Annotated in this window: 16 protein-coding genes; 10 read left to right on the forward strand and 6 right to left on the reverse strand. The window is 47.6% G+C overall.

Features of this window, described 5'->3' with window-relative positions; translation table 11 throughout:
* Positions 1-53 precede the first annotated feature (53 nt).
* Positions 54-2,201, reverse strand: a complete 2,148-nt coding sequence (locus MARGE09_RS02305; protein ID WP_236985749.1) for a pectate lyase family protein — start codon at positions 2,199-2,201, stop codon at positions 54-56.
* 927 nt (positions 2,202-3,128) lie between these two features.
* Here MARGE09_RS02305 and MARGE09_RS02310 point away from each other — a divergent pair.
* Positions 3,129-3,635 (forward strand): Dps family protein, encoded by a 507-nt coding sequence (locus MARGE09_RS02310; RefSeq protein WP_236985750.1) that lies wholly within the window; start codon positions 3,129-3,131, stop codon positions 3,633-3,635.
* 22 nt (positions 3,636-3,657) lie between these two features.
* Here the strand turns inward: MARGE09_RS02310 and MARGE09_RS02315 are convergent, their stop codons facing one another.
* Complete coding sequence (locus tag MARGE09_RS02315) at positions 3,658-4,251, reverse strand: hypothetical protein (RefSeq protein WP_236985751.1); 594 nt, start codon at positions 4,249-4,251, stop codon at positions 3,658-3,660.
* A 144-nt stretch (positions 4,252-4,395) separates the two neighbouring features.
* Between MARGE09_RS02315 and MARGE09_RS02320 the strand changes: the two genes are divergently transcribed.
* Positions 4,396-4,767, forward strand: a complete 372-nt coding sequence (locus MARGE09_RS02320) for a response regulator (protein ID WP_236985752.1) — start codon at positions 4,396-4,398, stop codon at positions 4,765-4,767.
* A 75-nt stretch (positions 4,768-4,842) separates the two neighbouring features.
* Here the strand turns inward: MARGE09_RS02320 and MARGE09_RS02325 are convergent, their stop codons facing one another.
* Positions 4,843-5,418 carry an autotransporter outer membrane beta-barrel domain-containing protein gene (locus MARGE09_RS02325; protein ID WP_236985753.1) on the reverse strand — a complete coding sequence of 192 codons (576 nt, stop codon included), beginning with the start codon at positions 5,416-5,418 and terminating at the stop codon, positions 4,843-4,845.
* Positions 5,419-5,530: 112 nt separating this feature from the next.
* On the opposite strand from MARGE09_RS02325, the gene MARGE09_RS02330 reads away from it, so the two are divergent.
* From MARGE09_RS02330 to MARGE09_RS02345, 4 genes are all read left to right on the forward strand, one after another.
* Entirely contained in the window at positions 5,531-5,848 is a 318-nt protein-coding gene (locus MARGE09_RS02330; protein ID WP_236985754.1) for a DUF3301 domain-containing protein, read from the forward strand.
* A gap of 148 nt (positions 5,849-5,996) precedes the next feature.
* Positions 5,997-8,063 carry an AsmA family protein gene (locus MARGE09_RS02335; RefSeq protein ID WP_236985755.1) on the forward strand — a complete coding sequence of 689 codons (2,067 nt, stop codon included), beginning with the start codon at positions 5,997-5,999 and terminating at the stop codon, positions 8,061-8,063.
* Positions 8,064-8,387: 324 nt separating this feature from the next.
* Positions 8,388-8,684 (forward strand): ribosome hibernation-promoting factor, HPF/YfiA family, encoded by a 297-nt coding sequence (hpf, locus tag MARGE09_RS02340; protein WP_236985756.1) that lies wholly within the window; start codon positions 8,388-8,390, stop codon positions 8,682-8,684.
* Positions 8,685-9,071: 387 nt separating this feature from the next.
* A complete protein-coding gene (locus MARGE09_RS02345) occupies positions 9,072-11,702 on the forward strand; it encodes a response regulator (RefSeq protein ID WP_236985757.1) in 2,631 nt (876 codons plus the stop codon).
* A 13-nt stretch (positions 11,703-11,715) separates the two neighbouring features.
* Here the strand turns inward: MARGE09_RS02345 and MARGE09_RS02350 are convergent, their stop codons facing one another.
* Together MARGE09_RS02350 and MARGE09_RS02355 are read right to left on the reverse strand one after the other, a co-directional pair.
* Positions 11,716-14,820 carry an efflux RND transporter permease subunit gene (locus tag MARGE09_RS02350; RefSeq protein WP_236985758.1) on the reverse strand — a complete coding sequence of 1,035 codons (3,105 nt, stop codon included), beginning with the start codon at positions 14,818-14,820 and terminating at the stop codon, positions 11,716-11,718.
* Positions 14,817-15,872 (reverse strand): efflux RND transporter periplasmic adaptor subunit, encoded by a 1,056-nt coding sequence (locus tag MARGE09_RS02355; RefSeq protein WP_236985759.1) that lies wholly within the window; start codon positions 15,870-15,872, stop codon positions 14,817-14,819. Before MARGE09_RS02355 ends, MARGE09_RS02350 begins: the two co-directional genes overlap by 4 nt.
* A gap of 288 nt (positions 15,873-16,160) precedes the next feature.
* On the opposite strand from MARGE09_RS02355, the gene MARGE09_RS02360 reads away from it, so the two are divergent.
* Entirely contained in the window at positions 16,161-17,375 is a 1,215-nt protein-coding gene (locus MARGE09_RS02360; protein ID WP_236985760.1) for a hypothetical protein, read from the forward strand.
* A 94-nt stretch (positions 17,376-17,469) separates the two neighbouring features.
* On the opposite strand, the gene MARGE09_RS02365 is transcribed toward MARGE09_RS02360, so the two are convergent.
* Complete coding sequence (locus tag MARGE09_RS02365) at positions 17,470-19,494, reverse strand: cytochrome P460 family protein (protein WP_236985761.1); 2,025 nt, start codon at positions 19,492-19,494, stop codon at positions 17,470-17,472.
* A 256-nt stretch (positions 19,495-19,750) separates the two neighbouring features.
* Here MARGE09_RS02365 and MARGE09_RS02370 point away from each other — a divergent pair, with 256 nt between their 5' ends.
* The 3 genes from MARGE09_RS02370 to MARGE09_RS02380 all read left to right on the forward strand — a co-directional run bounded on the left by MARGE09_RS02370 (position 19,751) and on the right by MARGE09_RS02380 (position 24,342).
* On the forward strand, positions 19,751-20,890 hold the full coding sequence (locus MARGE09_RS02370) for a helix-turn-helix domain-containing protein (RefSeq protein WP_236985762.1): 1,140 nt from the start codon (positions 19,751-19,753) through the stop codon (positions 20,888-20,890).
* Positions 20,891-21,052: 162 nt separating this feature from the next.
* The gene (locus MARGE09_RS02375) at positions 21,053-22,675 is read left to right on the forward strand and encodes a cellulase family glycosylhydrolase (RefSeq protein WP_236985763.1); all 1,623 of its coding nucleotides are present in this window, start codon (positions 21,053-21,055) and stop codon (positions 22,673-22,675) included.
* Between the two features lie 428 nt (positions 22,676-23,103).
* Positions 23,104-24,342 (forward strand): cytochrome c peroxidase, encoded by a 1,239-nt coding sequence (locus MARGE09_RS02380; protein ID WP_236985764.1) that lies wholly within the window; start codon positions 23,104-23,106, stop codon positions 24,340-24,342.
* Positions 24,343-24,352 lie beyond the last annotated feature (10 nt).

Raw genomic sequence — 24,352 nt, forward strand, 5'->3', positions numbered from 1 at the left:
ATAAAAATTTTATGCCGGCCTTGGTTTGTTACTTAATTAGTTGGGGCTACGTGTTACTGGGTACAGGTACCACGCCCCGCTGAAATTGCGCTCGTGCGGTTGGCTTGTAAAGGGGAGTTAAATGGAACTTGCCCGTCTTTACCTGCGGTGGCACTGGTGTAGTCTACAAGATCTTGGCCTACGGCTAAAAAGCCTTCACTCATGAGTTGTTTTGAAATGCTGTTGTAATCGTTAGACATGTCGACGGTGCCGCCGTTGCCGCCGACAAGATCACCTTGGTAGGCGAGGTCGAGAACACAGTTGTCAGAGGCAAAAATAGCTTTTGAGCCATCGGTTGTAAATCCACCTTCGCTAACAACACCATCAGAGAGGTTGTCATTAACCCATTCGTTTAAAGAATCCGCGGGATCATTCTTTTCGTTTTGAACAGGCGACAACCCTAAGAAAATATTATCTTGAAAGAGAAGTTGGCCGCCTTTACGGATGCTGGCAAAATCTTTCCAATAGTTTACAAACACATTGTTGAACATGTGAGACTTACCGCGACGTAACAAGGGAACGCGTCGTGCAGTGCTGCGCCCGGCGTCGTAAAAGCTTTCAGACGTTACGAATAAGTTGTTGTGCATGGTGGTTGTGATTTGTTCGTTGATTGTGCGGCTGTCACTCGAGCCATGCAGGGTAGAACGTTTAACATCAACAATGCGGTTGAATGAAATGGTGATGTTGTAGGCGCCCACTTTTACATCAAATGCAGAGTCGCCCGTAACGCGGAAGGTATTCTTATGAATCCAAATATCTTTTGACTCGCCGGTTGAGCGAAGCATATCTGGATCTAGGCCATGATCTTCTGTGTGGCCCGCACCCAAGAATTCAAGGTGAGTAACAATGACACTGTCTGATTTGTAGGTTGATGCACCGCTACTGTCCGCACCGATTTTGAAACCACTAAATAAGAAAGTCGCTTCACTACCGCGGCCATCGATGGTGGTATGGCCTGCAATCATCGGGTTACGGATAGGCAGGTTTTTGTCGTCTAGGCGATCATTAAAGAAGGTGTCGGCGCAGTTGGCTTCTGAAACGCCTTTATTGCGGCACCATAACGTGTGATCTAAACACTCTGCTTCAGAGGCGTTATCCAGTGCAGAAAGCACACTCGAGTCTGAACAGTGAAGGCGATACATGGCAATTGTGCTACCTGCTTTGAAATCGTCTTTGTCGAGCACGATCCAGTTCGGTGCTTCAGTGCTAATGGCATCAAGGATTTGTTTTTCTGGCAGCACGCCTGTGCCTTTTTTGATGACAACAAGGTTGCTGCCGCCATTCGAGTTGTAGCCGCCGCGAGCGTTCTGGCCATAACCTACTGGCTGGCCCAGTGATTCAGCAAGGCACTTCACGATTTCTTGGTTAGATCCTAGGCTGGACTCATCCCAATTGGTATTGTTGTTAGTTACCAAATCGATACAAGCAGCAGAAAGGTTGTTATTGTTGCCCAAATCCTCAGGTGGGTAGGGCGCGTCGACCACGAGGCCTGAAGAGCTCTGGCTACCTTCGCTTGAGGTTGTGGCGCTAGAGCTACTTTGTACTGGCGGTTGGCCAGCACAGTCGACAGTTTGGATGGCATTACCAGAGAGCTTAATGGAATCGACATTCGCAAGGCCCGAAGAGCCTGCTGCAGTCAGCAATAGCGTGTTGTCACCAGCGCTCACAGAAACTGGGTAAGATTCTTCTTGCCAGTTATCCCATGCACCCGTGTCACCCAGCATATAGTTAGCGCTGGCCTGACCGTCGATAGATAAAGCGCCGGGACGAGCTGAGCCACCACCGTTAGCGTAGCGAATCGTCGCTGTGATGGTTTGTGCGGTTGAGCTGTTGATTTTCCATTGAATCGTGGAGCCTGTGACATTCTCAGTATCCGCGAAGCCAGTGCCGCCGAAGCCCGCATGCTCAGTATCGATGACGCCAACCAAGCCGCAGAAGCCCGAGGTATTTTCTTCGATGGTAATGGTATTTGGTGTTCCGGCTGCTGATGAGCTGGAAATAGGCATCGATGAAGAGCTTTGAGGGTCTGGCCCTGAACCTACTGACGATTGGCTCGATGCTGTGGTTTGAGTTGATGAGCTTGCGGTTGGTGGCTCGCTTGCAACGCAACCCATAAGGCTCGATACAACCAAGCCTACTGCAGCTGAATAATATTTATTCATTATTTTCTAACCTATCTGATAAAGGAATTCGGGCACTCTGGTTTGGCACCATGTCACTGCTAGTATTACTAAATCTTTGCACAATTGGGGTGATCAACCTCTCATAATGGTCAGGCCAATTATCGAATTGATATTATATTGGTCATACACCACGTGAAGGGGTGTTTTTCTACCCAAATAGTAAGGTGGCTGACAGGCGGTTTTTGCAGAAGCTTGAGCGAGGGTGTTGTAGGTGTGAACTGTAGAGACAGCGAGGCTTTCCAATAATAGTCAGCGAATAAAAGCCTCCTTAGTATTCGACATGAATACCTGAATCCTAAGGTGTAAACGCAGGGCTCGTTATGCCACTTGTTGACCGGAGCTACGATAGTTGGGTTTTGCAAAAAGAAAAGGTCAAGCGGGAAATTTCGAAGCTGGAAAAAGAAGGCGTGGAAAGTGAATCGTGTGGTGAAGGCAAGTAATCAAAACAGAGGGTTCGCATTCTAAATTTTACGCAATAACTGGGATGAAAGTTATTCCGAGCTAAATCGTATACAGGCTAAATTGGTGTTATCGCCAAAAGGCGGCGAGCCAACACTTAACTAGCAACAATTAAGCATTCGCCAAGGTGCCGATAGCCGTTTAACAGATTTCTTGTATAAATTGCACTATTTACAATTTATCGATAATGCCTTTGTAAATAAAACAATGGCAGTGCTTGCGTTGGTTTCATTAACTGCGCTGAGTATTTTAGGAATTGTTATTTCTTACTCTTGAAAATAATCTTAAAACCCTGTTGTTTGTGGCCTTGCAGCCATTTTAGCGCGCTAATTAACCCAATAAGCTATAGCCGATTTTAAAACTGGCCGTGTATTTGCAATTCCCTTTTTACTACCGGCCTTTTTAAATTTCTAGTGGTCGGCTATGAACTAATAAAAGGGGTTTATTATGAGTCATTCTGCCGTATTGGATAGTCAGCCAACAGAAAGCGCCATAGACATTGGCGTTAACCGTGACGATAGAAAGCAGCTGGCCTATTTACTTTCTGAGTGCCTTGCCAATAGTTATTTGTTGTACCTTAAAACGCAGTCTTTCCATTGGAATGTGGTTGGGCCTATGTTTTATGGTTTGCACAATCTTACCGAAAAGCAATATCAAGATTTAGCCGATGCCATCGACACTATGGCCGAGCGTATTCGTGCTATTGGTTTTATGGCGCCGGGTAGTTTTGCGCAGTTTACCCAAATGGCTTCTATACAAGAGGAAGTCGGCACGCCAAATGCGCACGATATGATTGCGCAGTTGGCCGAAGGCAATGAGATTTGTGCTAAGAAATTACGCATTGCTGCTTTAGCTGCCGATAAAGTCGAAGACGTGAAAACGGCTGACTTGCTCACCGAGCGCATTGGCCAGCACGAAGAAAATGTATGGATGCTCAAAGCGATGCTGGCTTAACAGGCAACTTTATACCGGTAGGTTAGGGCGCATGTTGGGTAATGTCTGTGACCCATATAATTTCGCAAGCTCCCGCTCCGGTATCGCTGCGTGTCAACGAGCTGCGCCATTGCCATTGTGTGTTGGCGTCGTTTACGGCTACCAGCAACCCCTCTAGCGTGATAATGCTGCCTTGCTTAACGGCTAACAGCGCAGCGCGAATGCGGTCATCGGCAGGGATCAAATGCATGTTAGCGGCGCTTGTCGAAATTTCTGCGTGGGGTATAGAGAGCTGATCTGCTTGCCAGCGAAACCAACGCTGGCCTTGGCTGATGGATAAGTGCTGCAGTACATCCTCGTCAGACATGCGTTGCCAGCCGAGGGCAAAATCGATAGGGGATAAATCGGCCTCTTTGTCGAGCCAGTAGCGCTCGCGCGAAAGTACTTTGGCGGTAATCTCAAATTCGGCCAGCGGTGAGATGATGTAATTGCCTTTGTTAAAAGGTTTTGGCGTTTGAATAGCTGTTTGCTTAGGTGGCGCCGGCGCCAATGTGCCAGGCCCCAGAATAATGCGGTCTTGCGGCCACTTAAGGTATACCGCAAGTAGTAATAATCCAGCCCAAAACCAACGCGACATGGGTTGCTCTTATACTTAATTGGAACGTTGCTAACGGTTAAACGTTAGCGCTGTACTCAGTGTAGCTTAACGGCTTTGATTGTTTTTTGTGCAGTGGGCAGCTTGTGCCTATACTCAAAGGGTACATGGCATCGGGAGCTTGAAATGAGCAAGGGGCATATATTAGTTGTTGAGGACCATCCTGATAATCAGCAGCTGGTTAGGTGGATTCTTGAAGATGAAGCTTACGAGGTAACTTGCGCGGGTACAGCGGAAGAAGGGCTGTGTTTGTTGGAGTCTGGCCGCTATGACGCAGTGTTAATGGATATTAGCTTACCGGGGATAGATGGCCGAGAGGCCACGCGTATTATTCGTACTAACCCCCAGTTTTCGACCCTACCGGTATTTGCGCTGACAGCGCATGGGCTAGAGTCGGAGCAGGCTAGCATTTTGGCCAGTGGCGTCACAGGTTTGCTGACCAAGCCAATTGATGAGGTAGAGCTAATTGCTTGCCTAGAGGGGGTAGGGCATTCGTAGCTATTCTTGAGCTTGCGTGCGTCATTCTATAAATGCCAAGTTAAATAAAAAGCTATTAGGTTAAAAGTTGCTGCTCTAAAACGTAAATGCGATGCCGATACTTTGCTGCATAAGGTTGCCCACAGATAGTTCGCTGTATTGTAGGCGGTAGTACATTTCAAAGGTTTGTCCCATGGGAATGCCAAGCTTTAAGCCTGCAACAGGGCGCGTGCTGGTTATTTTGATCTCCTCTTCTGCTCCCGAATTCAAAAACATACCTTCAGTAAAATAAAGCCGCGTGTGCTGTATGCCTAGTAATGGCGTAATGGAAAAGTTTTTGCCCACGCGCCATTCGTAACCTGCGCGAACGAATACTCCATCGTAACTGTAGTGGTCAAAGGTGCCGCCGAATAAGGTATCGGAGCCATGGACAAAACCAGTTTCGGCAACAAAACCGTTTGCTTCGCGCATTTTGACGTAGGCAGAGCCGCCTAAGGCGTCGCCATCATCGCTGATATAGTCGTTAGCGGTTAGCCCGCTGTTATTGTCCAGCTTCAGGTTGCTGCGAGTAAGATCAATACCAAAGCCAAAGTCGGCTTCAAAGGCATAGGTAGTGAGAGCCAAGGGAGTTAGTGTGGCGGCCAAGACAAGGCTAGAGATAAAGCTTTTCATGTTAATCCTTTAAAAGAGTAATGCGTTGATCAGATTATTTTAGTAGGGCTTAATCGAAGCTGAACAACTCGCGGTATGATGTTGGCCTAATTGTTTAAAGGCAAAATGAAGTATGACGTTGGAACAAATGATACTGATCGTTTTGGTGGGTTTTGGTGTTTGGATATTTTGGCGCCAGCTGGCTATTCGCGAGCTAGCCCTTAGGCACGCTAATGCGGCTTGTAGTAAGGCCGATGTGCAGTTGTTAGACCAAAGCATAGGCTTATCTAAACTGCGGCTTTCGAAACTGACTGGCGGCGGCTTGGGCTTGCTACGTGAATACCGCTTTGAATTTACCAGCACCGGCGAGCAACGCTATGTTGGGCGCATTTTTATGGTTGGACAAACGCTACAGCGGGTTGAAATGGACGCCTTTCGCGAGCCAATTTAGCCGCTTGGTACAGGCTGAACTTTAAGTTCACTTAGGGGCCAAATTAACCGGTTTGGTCGGTTGTTGCTGGTGCCCCGTTTTAGGTGCGCAAACGTTAACGCAGGCTTAGGCCCGCCCCATTCATTCAATACTGATTAAGATGATCGCTATGCGAAAAATTATTATTGGGTTATCCATTGTCATTGCTGTACCTGCAGTTATCGCGGTTGCAGCCGTTGTATTTGTATTAACACTGGACCCAAATCGGCTTAAACCCATCATTAAAGATGCTGCAGCAAAGCAAGGTCTGGCGCTTAATTTAGCCGGCGATTTGCAGTGGCGTTTTTACCCTAATGTAGGGCTGGAAATTGCCGATGTTGAGGTACGCAATGCCGAGACTCAGCAGTCTTTAGCGCGGTTGGGTTCGGCGGCCATGTCAGTTGCAGTTAAACCGCTTTTACAGCGCAAGATAGAAGTAAACGGCATTGATGTTGATGGCGTGGCACTTAATTACTGGTTGGGTGGCGATGGCGCGAGCAATTGGCCAGTGTTTACAGACCCTTCTGCTGTCGATACCGATGCGCCAGAGGTGGATCAGCAAGCCCCTAGCTTGAATATTTCATCGCTTAAGTTGACTGAGCTTGCCGTCAATTACCGAGACGCTAATGGCATTGCTACCGAACTATCGGGTCTCAATATTTATGCGCAGGGTTTTAACCTACAGGGTTACAGTTTTAAAACGCAGGTTAGCGGCAACCTGAAGTATGCGAATTACCCGCTAATAGCTTTAGATGCCAAAGGTGGCCTGTCGCTTGATTTAGGTGATGAGCGCTTAGTTGTAGAGGCCCTTATGGCCTCATTAATTGTGGATGGTAAAGATACCGCAATATCGCAAGCCAACGCCAAGCTAAATACTCAGTTAGATGCCGATATCAGCTGGGCAGCGGGGGTGGATATAAAGGCTATGGTCAAAGGTGATACGCGCGATATTCGTTCACTGCTGGAGCAGTTAGGGCATGCGCTACCGCCAACACGCAGTGCCGAGGTTTTTAAAGCATTTGCTCTGGAGACTCAGGTTGTGATGAGCGCTAACAGTGTGGCGCTCAGAGACACGATTGTGAAGCTTGACCAAGCGACGCTAAGTGGCGAGTTAATGCTTAAGCACTTTGAACAACCCGAAATTAATGCCAATTTGTCGTTAGATAAAATAGTGGTTGACGCTTACTTGCCCCCGCCTACGACGACGCAAGAGGCTGCTAAACCAACCGTACCAACGCCCCCAGCGCCTTTACCGCTAGAGCTAATACGCAGTTTGAATGTTACTGCTGCGGTAGATGTTGGAGAGCTTGAGGTTAGTGGCGTTAAGGCGAATGCAGTCCATGCTTCTGTGGTTGCGAGTAATGGCATAGTTAAGCTGAAACCCTTTGGTTTAATGTTGGCCGGTGGTCAAGTTGGGGCAGAAATGACCTTTGATGCCCGTAAACCGAGCGCACATTTAGAGGGGCTTGTCACAACAAAAGGCGTGATGGTCGACAACTTATTAGAGCAGCTCGCGCAGGAGCCTATATTGGCTGGCGCCCTAAACAGCGAGGTTAAGTTTACTTCTGCCGGTACAACGGATGCTGCTTTGGCGAATAATTTGCAGGCAGATATCGATGTGGGCTCAACGCATATCAAGCTGACAACGATCAATATTGAAAAACGTTTTTGCGAGGCGGTAGCGCTCTTGAAGGGCAAGGCGGCCAGCGAAAATGACTGGCCGGTTTATAGCGAACTCGCTCCGCTTAAGCTCAAGGCCCGCTATATCGATGGCAAGGTTATTTTGGAATCCCTCAGCGCAGAAATCCAAAAGCTGCAAGCGCAAAGTACGGGCGAGCTTGACATCAAATCGGGTGATTTTCGCTTCCCGCTTGATGTGCGTTTGGCCGAGTTTGCAACTAGCCTTGAGGGCTGCGTTATCGTTGATGAGAAGTGGCGCCAACGCAGTGTGCCGCTAAGGTGCAAGGGTAACTTGGCGGATATTGGCGCTAAAACGTGTTTGCCGGACGGCCCGCGCATTACCGAGAAGCTAAAAAACCAAGCCAAAGAAGAGATAAAAGAAGAGCTTGATAAAGCAAAAGACAAAATAAGTGATAAAGCGGAAAAAGAAACGGATCGTTTTTTAGAAAAGCATGTCGAAGAAGGCGACGTAGAAAAGTTGAAAGATACTGTTAAAGATTTGTTTAAGCGCAAGTAAGCTAATAATTAATTGACCTAAAGGGACTATATTTTTATTGGAAATTGGATCTACACTTAGTGTGTATGAACGAATAAATACGCACTAGTGCGCCTGTATTCGGTATAAGTTTAAGTGCGCGCATAGCGAGTAAGGTCTGGATATTGTCAGTTGGAATATTTCTAATAATAACCAACTTGTTGGCAAAGTGAGCAGCGCGGCGGGTTGTAAATTTAATTTCCGCCATTATTGTCATTAAAGTGAAAAAAAGTAATGCAAGACCCTTGCATTTTTAAGCAAAAGGCAACACATTGTTAATGAACCTCAGCAAAAGGACAGACAAGTATGCAAATTAATCTTTCCGGTCATCATGTTGATATTACAGACGGCATCCGTGAAGCAGTTGATACCAAGTTTACTAAAGTCAGTGGGCATCACCCGCAGCTTGGTGAGGTGGCAATTACCGTCACCGTCGACAAAAACGAGCAGAGTGTAGAAGCGAAAGGTCAATACATGGGGGCTCCGGTTGTTGTTCAGTCATCGGATAAAGATATGTACGCGGCAATAGCGGCAGCGGCGAAAAAGTTCGATTCTGCGCTATCCCATCGCAAGGGCACCACCCAATCGGCGAGGCACGCATAGCGTAATATTTAAAAAGTGCTCAAGCAGTACTTAAATCGTACTTAAAGCGAATCAGCATAAAAAAAGGAAGCCTTGGCTTCCTTTTTTTATGCATAAAGATTATCTCACTAAAGTGTGTATTTTACCGCCACTATAACCATACAAAAAATAGGAGTTTCGTCACCGTAAGCCGCATTTCATCTCCAAGCCAAAGCCTGTTGTCTACACTGAATAAATGACATAAATGCGTAGAATGACCATGGATTGCCTGCCTTGTTTGCCGATGTGCTCGCTCCCCCTCCTAGACAGTGGGCGTGCTGGTGCGTGGGTATATCGCGGTGGCGTTAAAGGCGGTTTTGGCGCATTGCGTTATGTAGCCTCCCTCTGCTCCTTTGTCCGGTGCGGTCTATGCTGAGCTGGTCGCGAGAACATAAAGCTCAAGACGTTCGCGATAATTATCCGCTACGGGTTGCAGTTATGTGGGTAGTGCTAGCTATCCATATGAGCCTTATGTGGCCTACAGATCTTATTCCCGCCTGGTTTTGGGGAGTGATTTTTATACACACACTGGTGTGGCCGCATCTTGCTTATTCGCTTTCCTCGCGGCGCGCCCACGAATGTTATAACCTGCTATTTGATATCACGATGTATGGCATGTATGTCGGGGTGTGGGGCTTTAACCCGTTTTTAGCTGCGGTATTTGTGGCGACAAGCAACTTAACTTTAGTGTCGTTAGGGGGAATGCAGCTGCTGTTTTGGGCTGTTAATGTTCAGATTGTTGGGGCATTAATTGGTGGCTGGATTACGCAATATTATTTCCGGCAAAATTTAGCCCTAGTACCAATGCTAATTGCAACGGTTGGTTTCTTCAGTTTTATGGTCGGCGTGGGTTGGTTGATGAACCGTATTCACCGGCGTTTACATCATACCCGCAGCCATTTAAAAGAGCAGCACGAAGAGCTATCGCACATTAATCAGCTGGCCCTAGCGGTTAATAGCCAGTTAACCATTGATAGCATTATCCAGCGCCTGCTAGATGCCCTCGAGCAGCTATACCCGATGGAGGCGGTGTACTTTTTATCTTTCGAGCCTAGCGCCAATAAATTAGTTATTGCCGGTATTTATGGCGAGGCAATCTCCTATCGGGAGCGTTCACAATTTGAAGCGCTGGAATTTGATTTAGATGCCGATGCCGACAGTATTTTTGTAATGGGTTTACAGCAACGCAGAGTCATCAATATTGGCCATTTACACCCTGATCTTGTCAGCGCTGGGGCGGCAATAGATAAACGCCTGTACGATATTAAGCCCAGTTTGTCGTTAATATATTTCCCTGTATATATCGAAGATACCGTAGTTGGGGGGCTGGCTTTTATCAATCATAAATATCACTGCTTACTCGAGAAAAAAGATATTCGCCGAGTATCGGATTACCTTGTGCAAGTGGGCACAGCGATTAAAAATGCGAATCTCATCCGGCAGCTACAGCAGGCAAAGGAAGAAGCATTAATTGCGCAGAAAAAAGCCGAGGCTTCTGAAGAGGCAAAAAGTCGATTCCTTGCAAACATGAGCCACGAAATTAGAACGCCAATGACTGCAATACTCGGTTACTCCGAGGCCTTGCAAGAGCCGGTAGTATCGGTAGAAGAGCGCTTAAAGTTTGTTGATATTATTATGAATAGCGGCCGCCACTTGCTTTCTATGATTAACAATATTCTCGATATCTCAAAGATAGAAGCGAGCAAGGTTCATATTGAAAATATTGGCATTGATGTAGTGCATTTGATGGGCGATATTGAAAGTTACTTAAAACTAAAAGCCCAAGAGAAAGGCTTAGAATACCGTGTAACGATCAGCTACCCCGTGCCAGAACGCATAGTGAATGACCCTACGCGATTAAGGCAAGTGTTGTTAAACCTTTGCAATAATGCCATTAAATTTACTGAGCAAGGCTGTGTAAGCTTGTCGCTTAGTTGGCCGCAGAAAAACTTACTCAGTGTGAGTGTCAGGGATACCGGCATTGGTATGACGCCACAAGAGAGCGAGGCCGTTTTCGAAGCGTTTACCCAAGCCGATAGTTCCACAACGCGAATATATGGCGGTACCGGTTTGGGTTTAACCATTTCCAAAAGTTTAGCGATGCTGATGGGGGGGAGCTTAGAGGTCGTTAGTGAAAAAGGCGTAGGGAGCACGTTTACGCTAACGGTTGATACTGGCGATAAGTTAGGGCCGTTAATCGAATCACCTAATTCTTGGCAGTTATTGCAGCGCCGACAATTTTCGCAAGCAGGCAAGCACCAAGTTCCTGCGCTTTCTGGGCGTGTATTGGTAGCCGAGGATAACCCCGTTAATCAGCAAATTATTAAAAGGCTGCTAGAGCAAGTGGGCCTTAGTGTGGAATTGGTGAGTGATGGCAAGCAAGCCGTCGAAAAGGCAAAAGTGGGCGTTTATGATTTGATTTTTTTAGATATGCAAATGCCGGTTATGGGAGGCGAGGCCGCTGCGCGCATAATTAAGGAGTCGGGTTTATCGACACCGCTAGTGGCCTTTACTGCAAATGTAATGACGCATCAAATTCACAGCTATTTTCAGTCGGGTTTTATTGATGTTGTGGAAAAGCCGATTGATAAAGACAAACTTTATTCATTACTAACACACCTACTTAAACCGGCTTCTTCACAGCTAAAAAATGTTCTTATCGTCGATGATGACGAAATTAACGCGATGATATTAACTCGGCAAGTTAAAAATTATAGTGAAACGCTAACCGTCCTACAGGCGAGCAATGGGGAAGAGGCTTTAGCTAAAGTCGAAAGCTCGGCGGTTGATCTTATTTTTATGGATATGGAAATGCCGGTAATGGGCGGCATAGAAGCTACCCAAAAGTTACGGCAAGGTGGTTTTGTAAGGCCTATTTATATGGTGACGGGGAATGTCGATGTCGAGCATAAATCGTTGTGTTTGGCGGCAGGTGCAACAGGGCACCTGCCTAAGCCACTGGATAAGAAAAAAGTACGCAGCGTTTTAGAACTATACTAAAACGCCTTCTTCGCTACTTTGTTACCTCTGTATTAGCCATTTCTTTTTCCAAGCGCATTTCCAGCTGCTTTGGTGAGCCGGTATTTTTGGCTAGCAGGTGATACATGATTGGCACAATCGTTAAGGTGAAAAAGGTCGCTGCAATAATGCCCGTTAACACCACAATACCAATTACGGTACGTGTTTCTGCGCCAGCACCAGAAGATAATACCAGTGGCAGTGCACCAAAGGCCGTTGTAATTGCCGTCATAATAATAGGGCGTAAGCGTTGGCCTGCAGAGGTAATTATTGCCTCGTCAAAATTAACACCTTGATCGCGTAATTGATTGGTGAATTCAACAATCAAAATGCCATTTTTGGCGGCTAGCCCTACCAGCATAATAATCCCTATTTGGGAATAGATATTCAGTGATTGACCAAAAACATACAAGCCAATAAGTGCGCCCATAATGGCTAATGGCACGGTTAGCATAATAATAAAAGGGTGCACATAGCTTTCAAATTGTGCAGCCAATACTAAAAATACAACCACTAAAGCTAGCGCAAAAATAAAGTAAATAGATTGCCCACTGTCGCGTAGATCCTGGGATTGCCCTTTAAAGCTGATAACGGCTTCTGCCGGTAGATGCTGTTTGGCTAAGTCTTCTAGGTAGGTAATGGCTTCGCCCAATGTATAACCATCTGCTAGGTTGGCTTCCAGCGTAATCGCACGCATGCGATTGTAGCGGTTAAGCGTATTTGCATCAGCACCTTCGTTAATACTTACAACACTATCGAGGGGAATAAGTTTATTGGTATTGCGGCTGCGAACAAAAATATTGGCCATATCCATTGGGGTGTTCTGTTGAGAACGCTCGCCTTCAATAATAACGTCGTATTCTTCGCCGCGATCTAAGTAAGTGGTTACGCGGCGCGAGCCTTGCAGTGCCGCGAGGGTATTACCGATTTCCTCGGCGCTAATACCCAGGTCGGCAGCGCGCTGCGTTTCAATATTAACCAATACCTGGGGTTTTGTTTCTTTAAAGTCGTGGTCAAGGCCAAGAAGGCGAGGGTTTTCGCTGGCATGTTGAATCATGATGTCTCGCCAGTTTGCGAGCTCATCATAATTACTGCCGCCAATAACCAGTTGCAGCGGTTTACCAAAGCCGCGGCCTAACGCTTGGCGCATGACAGGGAAGGCGCGCACGCCGGCTAAATCGCCAAGGCGTTTTCGTACATCGCCCATAATGGTGAAGGCCGATCGTCTATCTGCCCAGTCTTCCAAAACAATAATCACAAACCCGCCAGAATAATCTGCAGTACTGCCAAAGCTGCGCGGTGTGCGAATAAGTAAGCGTTTAACTTCGCCGCTGTCGACCATTGGCATTAATCGTTTTTCGATTTCGTCCATGTATTCTTGCGAATATTTAAAACTAGAGCCTTCTGGCGCTGACACCATAACAAAAAAAGCACCGCGATCTTCTTTGGGCGTAAATTCACTGGGCACGTGTTTGAATAGCCAAATGCAGGCACCAAGTGATAATGCTAAGCCAACAAAGGTAATTGCAGGCCTTTTTATGCTGTGGTTTAAAAACGCTTGGTATTGATCGCGCAATTTACCCAGAACATTATCAACCACAGAGGTTATGCGGCTGGGTTTATGGTTTGGGCTGAGTAATTTTGAGCACATCATGGGTGAAAGTGACAGCGCAATAATGGAGGAAAAAGCAACCGCTGCCGACATGGCGATGGCGAACTCAGTAAAAAGTTTACCCAAGTCGCCTTCTAAAAAGGTAATGGGTAAAAAGACAGAAATTAATACGGCCGTGGTGGCAATTACCGCAAACGAGACTTGTCTTGCCCCTAAAAAAGCGGCGACTAATGGGGTTTCGCCTTCGGCAATTCGCCGGTGAATATTTTCGAGCATAACAATAGCGTCATCAACGACCATACCAATGGCCAATATCATGGCCAGTAGCGTAAGCAGGTTGATGGTAAAGCCGAGCATAAATAAAACAATAAATGTGCCCATTAATGAAACCGGTACGGTCACTGCGGGAATAAGTGTTGCGCGCACATCGCCTAAGAATAAAAAAATCACTACAATTACCAAACCCATTGCAATAAATAAGGTTTGGTAAACCTCTTTAATCGATTGCTCAATAAATACAGAGCTATCGTAGCTGGGTAAAAGCTCGGTGCCTTGCGGTAGATCTTGATTCACATCCTCTAACAATGCGCGTGCGGCGCGTGCTACTTCTAAGGTATTTGCGGTGGATTGTTTGGTAATGCCAACGCCGACCATGGGGACGCCATTGCCGCGAAACGATTTGCGGTGTTCCTCTGCGCCTAATTCAATACGGGCGACATCGCCTAAGCGCACAATATAATTATTGTTTTTGGTAATAACGATTTCTGATATTTGTTCTGGTGTGCGATAGGCGCGTTCTAGCCTAACGGTAAATTGGCGTTGCTCTGACTCTACACTACCGGCTGGTAGCTCGATATTTTCGCGGCGCAGTGCTTGTTCTATATCGGTGACGGTTAAGCTGCGTGCGGCCAGTGCATTGCGATCTAACCATATGCGCAGGGCGTAATCTAAGCCGCCGCCTACCCGTACACGGGCTACGCCATCTAGCACACTAAACCGGTCGATAAGGTAGCGGTTGGCGTAGTCTGTTAGCTCCAATAAATTCATTCGGTCGCTAACAAGGTTAAACCACATAATGGTGTCGTCATCGGCGCCGGCTTTAGAGACTTCCGGCGGGTCGACATCGGCGGGTAAGTTTTCAAGTACGCGTGCAACGCGGTCGCGCACATCATTAGCCGCGCCGTCGATATCGCGGTTAATATTAAATTCAATACTCACTCTCGAGCGTCCGTCTTCACTACTCGAAACAATATTTTTAATGCCTTCAATACCGGATATGCGATCTTCAATAATTTTGGTGATTCTGCGTTCTACTACGGCCGCTGCTGCGCCGCGATAATTGGTATCTACAGTAATTACGGGGGCATCGATATCGGGATATTCGCGCAAGGGTAGGCGGTCAAAGGCGACTAAACCAAAAGCCAAAATTAATAAACTAATTACCGATGCAAAGACGGGCCGCTTAACAGAGATGTCGGTAATAATCATGCGGCATTACTCCGCCACTCTTCGATTTGTGGGGAAACCTTAATGCCGGGTTGAACCTTTAGTAAACCTTGTAAAACTATGTTTTGGCCTGTTTTTAGGCCGTCAATAATTTCTACTTGGCCTTTTTGTCGCTCGCCAATTTTAACGGCGGTTTCGCTGGCCGTATTATTTTGGTCGATGGTGTAAACGAAGTGTTGGTCACCGCGCATAAATACCGCTTGCTCTGGTACCAATAGGGCTGGTCGCTGTGCATTAATAATATCGAGTGTTAGCAGCATGCCGGGGCGTAACTTTCGGCCTTCGTTAGATAGCGTAGCTCTAACGCGAATACTTCGGCTAACGGGGTCTACTCGGGAATCCAGTGTTTCTATAACACCCGTGAAATTTTCTTTAGGGTAAGCAGCACTATGAGCTGTTAATGTTTTCCCTGTGGTCATTAGGCTCAAATGTTTTTCGGGGACATCGAAGTTGATATGCAGTTTGTCGATAGCATCGAGGGTGGTAATCACATCGCCTGGGCGTGCTAGCGCGCCCACACTTAAATTGCGCAGGCCGAGTACGCCGTCAAAGGGAGCAACAAGCTGCCGCTCGGCGAGGCGAGCGTTTATTTCGGCAATGCGGGCACGGGCTTGGTCAATTAACGATTGCCGGCTGTCTAGCTCAGAAGACGGAATCGATTTTTTGCGCACAAGGTCTTCAATGCGGTCGTATTCGCGCAGTTGCTCTTTTAACTCGATCTGAGCACCTTGAAGCAGTGCTTGCTCCTCGGCTTTTTGCAGCTCCACCAAAACGGTACCTTGTGTTACCGATTGCCCTTCCTGCATAGGCAGGGCTGTAACTCGTTCGGTAATTGTACTGGTAACATCAATCGATTCGAGTGATTCGGTTGTGCCGATGGCTTGCAGGCTTTGCGTCATTGTCTTGGTTGTGACGGTGTGAAGCACAACCCCTGGCGCGCTATTGGGGCGCGGTTTTTCGCTTGTTGAGCTGTAATAGCGCCAGCCAACGGCCCCAAGTGTGATGACTAAAATCAAAAATCCAATGGTACGCATACATCCCCCAGGAATAAAAAGTCAGCACGATGAGAGCTGGTAGTTTTGTAAAGGTTCCATTGTGCCATGCTTTTAGGCAATTTTAATTAGGCCTTAGCCGGCACCCAAGCCTGATCATACGTAACGGTGCGCGCGCTGGGTTTGTGGAAGTATCTCTTTAGTTGCATTCTGATGAGGAGTTTTTGCTGTGCGGTGTTCCATAGGTGTGCGCTAGCGTTTGGGCCATGAGCCTAGCTAGCCCTTACTTAAGCGCCTAGGGCGTGCAAAAACTACTAAAGGACCACCACGATGGCAATAATTAAAAAGACTTTATTCACCGGCGCGCTGCTTATGCCCGCGACATATGCGCAGGCTCATATTTATTGGGATAGCAATGGCAATGTTCCCCCGCGCAACTTAACCGGAGTCAGTTGTGGTTCTCGAGGAGACTCCCCAGCCGTTTTTAAATCGGGCGCCCGTATTACAGTAACCTATAACGTGGCCGTCAAGCATGGCGATACCGTTAAGGTTGAGTTCTCTCCAGAAAACAGCGCAGGCTTTGATCAGCATGTTTTATTGGAAACACCAGCGGTGGCTGGCTTTAATGATGTGACAATTACATTGCCGGATATCGAGTGTAGCGATTGCACTTTAAGGGTTTGGGAATCTGGCTATCAATCTTGTGCGGATATTCAGCTTAGCGCCAGTGGTTTACACGATGGTAGCGGGGCAGATACGCAGCCACCTGCACAAGTTCATAATTTTTCTGCTCAAGTAGCCGATAAAAATATTGCGCTAAGCTGGGAAAATCCAGACGAGGATTTTTACAAAGTTATTATTTTTCAATCTGATACAGAGGTAATGTCCGCGCCAATTAATGGCAATAGTTACAATGCCGGTGACCAATGGGGCAGCGCTGTTGTGGTTTATTCCGGTAAAGCGAGTGATGTGGTTATCCCAGAACTTATGCGCAATACCGACTACTACTATAAAATTTTTACAGCGGATACAAGCTTGAATTATTCGGCAGGCACAGCATTGCAGGCAACGACAACAGACTTAGGTAATAGCCAGCCCGAAGCGACGCTTACAGTTATGCAAAATAATGTTATTACCGCGCAAGCACTTACCGGTGCTGGCAATGTTTATGTACAAGCGGCAATTCACGACTTTGATGTGGATGATTTTCATACCTTGGATTGGAGTGCAACCGATTACCGGTTAATGGATGTTAATAGCGAGGAAGCAATGTTTGAATTTGACCCAAGCCAATTAATGCCCGGCGATTATGCCGTCACTTTAACCGTAACCGACAATGGCAATCCTCCTTTTAGTGATACTCAAACAATTATGGTTAATGTTCAGCCTAGCGAGGTTAGCGCATCGAGTGAAGGCGCCGCTTTAGTTCCTGATGATAATGCTTCCGGTGGTAGCGTGAGCCTTTTGAGTTTAATTTTTATGGCGCTGTTGTCTTTAGGGTGCGGTATTAAAGGTTTGATTGGTATTAATAAAGGGCAACTATAAAATTAAATAATCACCGTTGGAATGTAAAAATCCGCCTTTACGGCGGATTTTTTATGGGCGCTATTCGCGCGAGTGATAACTTACATTGGCTAACTTAGTGGGGCGCGGGCACAGGGTCGTTAGCGTGCGGGTATACGTAGTCCATACCGCGGTTGGCTGCTGCCTTAGCGTGGCAGCTGGTACATGTTGGCGAAAGTGATGGCCCTTGTGATGTAATGCTGCTGGCATCGTTATTCAGAATAAACCACTCCCAATTGTTATTGGCTGGGTCGTAATCACCACCGCGTTTTACCATGGCAACAATTCGCGTTGTATTGCCTGTCGAATCAAAAACCTGTTTTACAAAAGTAGTGCCTACGGGGTATTGACCCTCTTTAAAAATATAGGGGCTAGCGTGGCCTTGCTTTTTGTAGGTTTTGCGATTGTGGCCACCGTGTACGGAGCCTGTGCCTTTTTCATCGCCAATTAATGGCCAGGTTTTAAAGTGTTTTAAATCGTGAATGGTTGTAGTGACTTCGCTGGGTTTTGTAAAACTATAATCAATGCCGGCGCTGCCTGTTGCTTTGGCATGGCATACATTGCAGGCGCCATTTTTTAATTCGGCAGAGCGCTTGCTAATTTTTCCTTCGTGCGTCAGTTCTAACCATTCCCAGCCGTTGTGGTCGGGGTTGAAGTTACCGCCGCGCTTAACCATGGCTAATACGCCGCCGGCATCTGCGAGTTTTTTAATGCCTTTGGTTGTGCTAAAGGTTTCCTTAATAATTACGCTGCCAATGGGGTAATAGGCATCGTGCAGCATTTTATGGGCTTTTTCATTTTGAAACACGGCGCGAACGTAATCGGGTTGTGCATTGCCGTGTGCTTCGCCAATAAAAGGGTTATGGTTGCCTAGCACGTAGTCTGCAAGGTGCCAATTCTTATAATTGCTAAAGGTCGCGTTACTGGCAATATATTCTGTTTTTTCGGCGTGTGAATTAAAAACGGCATCGCTGTGTTTGAATACATGATCTATGCCTTTTTCACCTGTAGCTGCACTATGGCAAGCATTGCAATCGGTAAGGGCACCGCGCATCGATTCACCCGCGTCATTCACCACAACTTTAGAGGCATCGTGTGGGTCTAGGATAAAGTACTCCCAGTGCGCGCCTTCGGGATTGAATTTTCCGCCGCGCTTCACCATGGCAACGAGTTGTTCGACTTTGCCATCTTTTGTGATTTCTTTAATCAGTGTTGTACCTGTGGGGTAGTGCATGTTGCCGTGCTTGTCGGGGTAAGCCAATCGTTGTTTTTGGAAGGTGCGGCGTAAGTCGGCGTTATCGATATGAGCCCAGCCGTCTAAATTCTGTGGGGTGGTGTTGTAATCAATTAATTCCCAGTTTTTATAGTCTTTAAAAATATGAGTATCTATCTCGTATTCGCTGCGGGCAAAGACAAAGTCGTTGCCTCCGTTACCGGCAAGCTCATGGCAAGATACACAGTTTTTGTCGGCTGGGCTTTGGCCTTGAGCCAAGACCGATTTTAAATCGTTGTCTAAAATAAACCATTCCCAACCTTCCGCATAATCGTAAGCGCTGCCACCGCGTTTCACCATGGCTAATAGCCCGCCGGTGGGTGCGAGTGTTTTTATCAAACCGTGTTCGCTATGGGCAAAAGTGAATGTCTCTTTAACGATAATAGAGCCAATCGCAAATTCGCTATCGCCTTTGCTTTGGTAAGCGGTAGCGTTCATAAAGGTTTTGCGCATGTAATCGTCGCTGTTACTCGCCTCGCCTAAATGTGCACCGCCGAGGTATGGGTGCGTTGCGCCAATGCTGTAATCCGTTTCATGCCAGTCGCTGTAACCTATAAAGTCGCTAATTACGGCTTTAAATTCGTGGGGGGCAGGCGTGCTACTGGAGTGCCCGTGGGACATCATTGAATGCGCTTCGCTGCTAGAGCTTGGCATCATACTCGATGAGTTTTGGTGCAACGCGCTGGAGGATGACATTGCCATGGACGAAGAGTCGCCCACACTAACGGTAATCGGTTTGCCGTCGCAAGCGACGATAGTGGAGGCGAGCAATGCCACGCTGGCTAATTTCGCCAATGGAGCTTTGCCTTTTATTGCAAAGTGCTTCATGTTTGAGTCCTTTTGGTGTGTGCGTGTAGTTTGTTACACGCGGGGCTTTCTATTTGTTGTATAAGCAAGCCAAATAACACGGGCTGTCAGCCTTATTGGCTACAGTTGTGTAACACCGCTGTTTCAGAGTTCCTCAATAAAAGCGTAATTTAATTTGGGGAGGGGGGGGCTGTTATACGGTTTGCGTTTTCAGGTGAGCTTCCCATGTATTATGCGCAAGCCTTTTATTTATCGACCTAAAACAAAATAGATCTTTATGAATACACTGATTTTTAATGTTAACGATCTCGCGTTACTGTTGTTAATTGCGCAAAGTGGCTTGTTAACGTTGATTTTATTACTGGTGCGGGAAAAGGCCGGAACAGGTAACGGCTTGTTGGCGGGCTTATTAATGGCTTTTGCATTACAGGCATTAGATACCTTGATGTACTGGAGCTTGCCGCTTAAAAGTGCAGTGGCTAGTGCGGGGGTATGGCCGTTTTGGTTATTTAAGTGGGTGCCGTTTGTGCAGGGGCCGCTGTTGTATGCCTATGTGCGCACGCGTATTGCGGGAGATAGCCTGAGCTGGCGGCGCGACAGCAAGCATTTTATACCGGTATTACTTTACCCATTATTAGTAGCTGTGATTTTTTGGCAGTTGCGTGGCGGTAATTTGGAGCAAGGCATTTATGCCTATGGCGCATGGTTCGCAAGCGAGGTTTTTATCCTGATGCTGTGGGGCTATAAAGTTAGCGCGCTAGCATACGGCGCGCGCTGCATTTGGTATTTGCGTCGTCATGCCAAGCATTTAGAGCAAGCCTATTCTAACCCCGCGTTGGCCGAACCCACTTGGCTTTATATGGTGGTGGGTGGTTTTGTGGGCCTTTGGGCTTGGCATTTTATGGGAGGGCTTGCCGAACTATTGGCCTTACAGCAGCTAAGCCATGTGATGGGTGTGCTGGTGAATTATTTTAGTTTTGCTTTTATTACCAGCTTGGTGTTTTACAGCTTATTGAAATCACAAGTGGTAGCGCCACCGCTGGCCGCGCCCGAGGCAAGTATTCAACGACCTAACTTAAGTGATCAAAATGCCGCCAAGGCATTGCAAGTGTTGCTACAAGAACAAAGCTTATACCTTAATCCAGAGCTTACCGTCGAGGACCTTGCGCGGGCGGCTCGCATACCGGAGCGCCAAGTGTCACACCTTATTAATACCTGCTTGGGTAAAAACTTTTTTGAATTTGTGAACGAGGCGCGGGTAGAGATGGCCAAGCGTTTACTGGTCGAGGGGGATTGGTCAATACAGCGTGTACTGGAAGAATCAGGCTTTAATAGCAAGGCGACGTTTAATCGCATATTTAAGCGCTATGTGACGCAAACGCCGAGCGATTACCGCCGACAGAATAAGGCTCCTTAAGGTCACGGTTGCTGCGCCGGGCGTGGGTTTGCGTAAGGCTCATTTCCCGAAACCGGCTTTGGGACGTACCGATTTACGAATTATTGCTTACCGAGACGACAGTACAAGCAGGCTGCGTTAGCGTGGGCTACATTCTATAAATGCAGTATGTTGGGAGTCGTTATGAGGTCGTCGGGGTTATTGTCTTTTGCCATATGTGTGTGTGCTGCAAGCCTAGTTGCTGGCTGTGGATCTGGGGGCGGCGGCACAGCTCCGCCGGTGCAAGTTTCGTCTGCGGCCTTGTCCTCCAGCCTAGCGGTTAGCTCGAGTAGCCGTATGAACTCTTCTAGCTCAAGCATTGCTGCTGTATCCAGCAGTAGCGCGCAAAGTAGTTCTGTGGCTATGGCTGAATGCGCTTGGCAGAGCCAGCCATTAGAAGTGAGTAGCCATACCCAAGCTTACACGCTTGAGGCCGAAAACTTTGATGTGTGCGCAGGTTCGGTAAACGAGTTAGCCGGCGATGCCAATGAGACGGGTTACCGAGATACCTTTGTGGGGCTGCAAGCCGATGCCGGTGCTTCGAATGGATATTTTGTCGGGCAGACAGCCGCTGGTGAATACCTTGAATACACCTTGGATGTGGAGGCCGCTGGGCTTTATACATTAACCTATCAGGCCCGCGCTTTGGCAAATACCAACCCAGTTTTTGCTGTGACAGTTGATGGTGAAGCGGTGGCAGCTCCGGCTGTAAGTGCGCCCACATGGGCACAGGCGCAGGTTACAGATGTTTACTTTGGTGGTGGCCTGCATACCTTGCGGGTGTCTTTTGAGCAAGGTGGTGCCGAGCTAGACTTTATTCGTTTGCAATCACAAGAGGCCGAAACAATCACGGCAGCCGATATTGTCGCCAACATGGGCACCGGTTTGAATTTAGGTAATACTCTGGATGCGCCACGTGACGAAGACTGGGGCGCAACGCGTGAATCTAAGGCGTACTTTGAGGGTGTTAAAGCGGCGGGCTTTAGCCATGTGCGCATTCCTGTAACCTGGGATGGCTATACGGCAGATGCAGCCCCTTACACAATAGAAGCTGATTGGATGGCGCGTGTGGAGCAAGCTATTGATTGGGCGTTGGCCGAAGGCTTTTACGTGATAGTCAATGCGCACCACGAAATCTGGCTTAAAAATGGCTTTAATGCTCAAAAGCAGGCGCGCATTGAGGCTATATGGCAGCAGGTGGCAGAGCGTTTCAAAAACAAACCTAAGCGTTTGGTGTTTGAAATACTCAATGAGCCGCACGGCATGACTATTGAGCAAGTCGATGCCCTTAACCCTGTATTACTCGCAATTATGCGCCAGAGCAACCCAGACCGCGCGGTGGTATTTTCGGGCAGCGGGTTTACGCCTTATACCGAGCTATTGGAAGCTAAAGTACCAGCGGGCACCCAGCTTATTGGCAACTTTCACAGTTATGATCCATGGGAATTTGCCGGGCAGTGCACGCGCGGTTGGGGTTCTAATGCCGATAAAGCCGAATTGCGGGCCATTTATCAAGCGGTAGCCGATTGGTCTGCCAGCCAGAACTTGCCTGCTACCGTAAACGAATTCGGTGCCGCCCATTTGGATTTCACAAAACCCGAAAACGTCTGTGATGCCGACGACCGCAAGGCTTATTTGCGCCACCATGTGGTATTGCAAAAAGAGTTTGGCATCCCAGGTACTGCTTGGGATGACGATGGTTCTTTCCAAATTTATAAGCGCGCAAGTAATACTTGGGATGGTGCTTTGGAAAGCATAATTTTTTAGCCCCGCTTTATTTTAAGTGCCCGGTAAAGGCTGCAACCGAGAGGTTGCGGCCTTTTTTGTGGGGCACTGGTACCGCTAAAACCGGCACCGACTTTATTAACGATGATTGTGGTTATTTAAAAAACTATTCAGGTGGGGGCGAAACGAGGGGCACCCCAAAGGCGAATTGATTATTTTCTGGGCACTCGAGCGTCTGGAACGCTTGCGTAGTGACCAAGGACGGCTTGAGCGGCCCAGAAAATGATCAGTTTACCGACCTGTTTGAGCATGACTGAATAGTTACAACCTATCAAGGCGATAGCAGGGGCGTTGCGCGCTTTGCGGTATGCTACCAGCAATAATAAGTGGCACTCAACGGTGCTTGGGGCGCGACTACGGATAACAATAATGCGTAAACAATCAATACGCAGCAAATAGGTAAGGGCAATATGATGAAGCAAAAGGCGCGGTGGCTGAGTGCGCTATTAATGGTGTGTGGTGTGAGTGTAACCGACACAGTGTGGGCGGCTGATGAGGTTACCTCCAAATTACCCAAAGCGACCATTGGCAATATTCTATTTCACGATGCAAGGTTATCTAACCCCGCAGGGCAATCGTGTGCGACGTGCCATAAACCCGACCAAGCTTTCAGTGACCCAGGGAAAGCGGTGAGTGAGGGCGCGATAAAAGGCGTGTTTGGCAGCCGCAATACTCCCTCGCTGCTGTATGCCAGTTTTGCAACAACCTTTGAGCGCCCAAAATATGAGAACGAATGGATGGGCGGTTTTTTTTGGGATGGGCGCGTGAATACCCTGCAAGAGCAAGCGCTGGGGCCGCTAATGAATCCTATTGAAATGAACAATAGTGTAGCGGGCTTGGCCAAAAAGCTACGCGCTACCGGTTACTACACCAACCTTAAGCAAGTTTATGGCGAAGCGCTGGATAAAGATGATCAGGCCTTGGTCGATGCGGCGGCAGATGCGTTGGCGGCCTTTCAGCAGAGCGAGCAGTTTCACCCGTTTACCTCAAAATTTGATTATGTCGAATTTGGTTTTGCGGAATTCACTGAGCAGGAAGCCAATGGCAAGCGTATTTTTAATGGCAAGGCGATGTGTATCGATTGCCACACTGGCCGTTTTGGGCCTTTTCAGCTATTTACGCGCTATAAACACCACAATATTTTAGTGCCGCGCAACAAGGCGCTAGCGTTTTATGGCCAGCCCACAACGGTAAATCCTTTGGGTCACGCTTTTGTTGATGGCGGCACGCAGGCTAACCCGCATTTAAGTGCAGAGGATAAGCTGCTTGCGCGCGGTTTATTCCGCACCCCGTCACTGCGCAACACCGCAATCACGCCGCCTTATATGCACAACGGTGTTTTTAATACGCTGGAGGAAGTGGTTGATTTCTATAATGATATCGACAAATTCGAGCCGGAAGTGGCCGATAATTCAAGCGGAATGTTAACGAGAAAACTCAACCTTACCGAACAGGAAAAGGCAGACCTAATCGCATTCTTAAAAACCATGACCGACGGTTACGAGGCATCGCCGGAAACCTTCAAGGCCCTTCAAGCTAAACAAAAACAAATGAAAGAGCAGCTAGAGGCGCAGCAGGCCAAGTACTTAAAGGCTGAACAGGAACGCCTAAAGGCCGAAGAGGAGCGCTTAAAAGCCAGCGGTGGCTAACCACGGCGGC

Source organism: Marinagarivorans cellulosilyticus (genome assembly GCF_021655555.1).
GTDB classification, from domain to species: domain Bacteria; phylum Pseudomonadota; class Gammaproteobacteria; order Pseudomonadales; family Cellvibrionaceae; genus Marinagarivorans; species Marinagarivorans cellulosilyticus.

Excerpts from the sequence above, each read along its gene's own strand:
- MARGE09_RS02305 (WP_236985749.1), bottom strand. The coding sequence starts at position 2,201 with ATGAATAAATATTATTCAGCTGCAGTAGGCTTGGTTGTATCGAGCCTT.
- MARGE09_RS02310 (WP_236985750.1), top strand. The coding sequence starts at position 3,129 with ATGAGTCATTCTGCCGTATTGGATAGTCAGCCAACAGAAAGCGCCATA.
- MARGE09_RS02315 (WP_236985751.1), bottom strand. The coding sequence starts at position 4,251 with ATGTCGCGTTGGTTTTGGGCTGGATTATTACTACTTGCGGTATACCTT.
- MARGE09_RS02320 (WP_236985752.1), top strand. The coding sequence starts at position 4,396 with ATGAGCAAGGGGCATATATTAGTTGTTGAGGACCATCCTGATAATCAG.
- MARGE09_RS02325 (WP_236985753.1), bottom strand. The coding sequence starts at position 5,418 with ATGAAAAGCTTTATCTCTAGCCTTGTCTTGGCCGCCACACTAACTCCC.
- MARGE09_RS02330 (WP_236985754.1), top strand. The coding sequence starts at position 5,531 with ATGACGTTGGAACAAATGATACTGATCGTTTTGGTGGGTTTTGGTGTT.
- MARGE09_RS02335 (WP_236985755.1), top strand. The coding sequence starts at position 5,997 with ATGCGAAAAATTATTATTGGGTTATCCATTGTCATTGCTGTACCTGCA.
- hpf (WP_236985756.1), top strand. The coding sequence starts at position 8,388 with ATGCAAATTAATCTTTCCGGTCATCATGTTGATATTACAGACGGCATC.
- MARGE09_RS02345 (WP_236985757.1), top strand. The coding sequence starts at position 9,072 with ATGCTGAGCTGGTCGCGAGAACATAAAGCTCAAGACGTTCGCGATAAT.
- MARGE09_RS02350 (WP_236985758.1), bottom strand. The coding sequence starts at position 14,820 with ATGATTATTACCGACATCTCTGTTAAGCGGCCCGTCTTTGCATCGGTA.
- MARGE09_RS02355 (WP_236985759.1), bottom strand. The coding sequence starts at position 15,872 with ATGCGTACCATTGGATTTTTGATTTTAGTCATCACACTTGGGGCCGTT.
- MARGE09_RS02360 (WP_236985760.1), top strand. The coding sequence starts at position 16,161 with ATGGCAATAATTAAAAAGACTTTATTCACCGGCGCGCTGCTTATGCCC.
- MARGE09_RS02365 (WP_236985761.1), bottom strand. The coding sequence starts at position 19,494 with ATGAAGCACTTTGCAATAAAAGGCAAAGCTCCATTGGCGAAATTAGCC.
- MARGE09_RS02370 (WP_236985762.1), top strand. The coding sequence starts at position 19,751 with ATGAATACACTGATTTTTAATGTTAACGATCTCGCGTTACTGTTGTTA.
- MARGE09_RS02375 (WP_236985763.1), top strand. The coding sequence starts at position 21,053 with ATGAGGTCGTCGGGGTTATTGTCTTTTGCCATATGTGTGTGTGCTGCA.
- MARGE09_RS02380 (WP_236985764.1), top strand. The coding sequence starts at position 23,104 with ATGATGAAGCAAAAGGCGCGGTGGCTGAGTGCGCTATTAATGGTGTGT.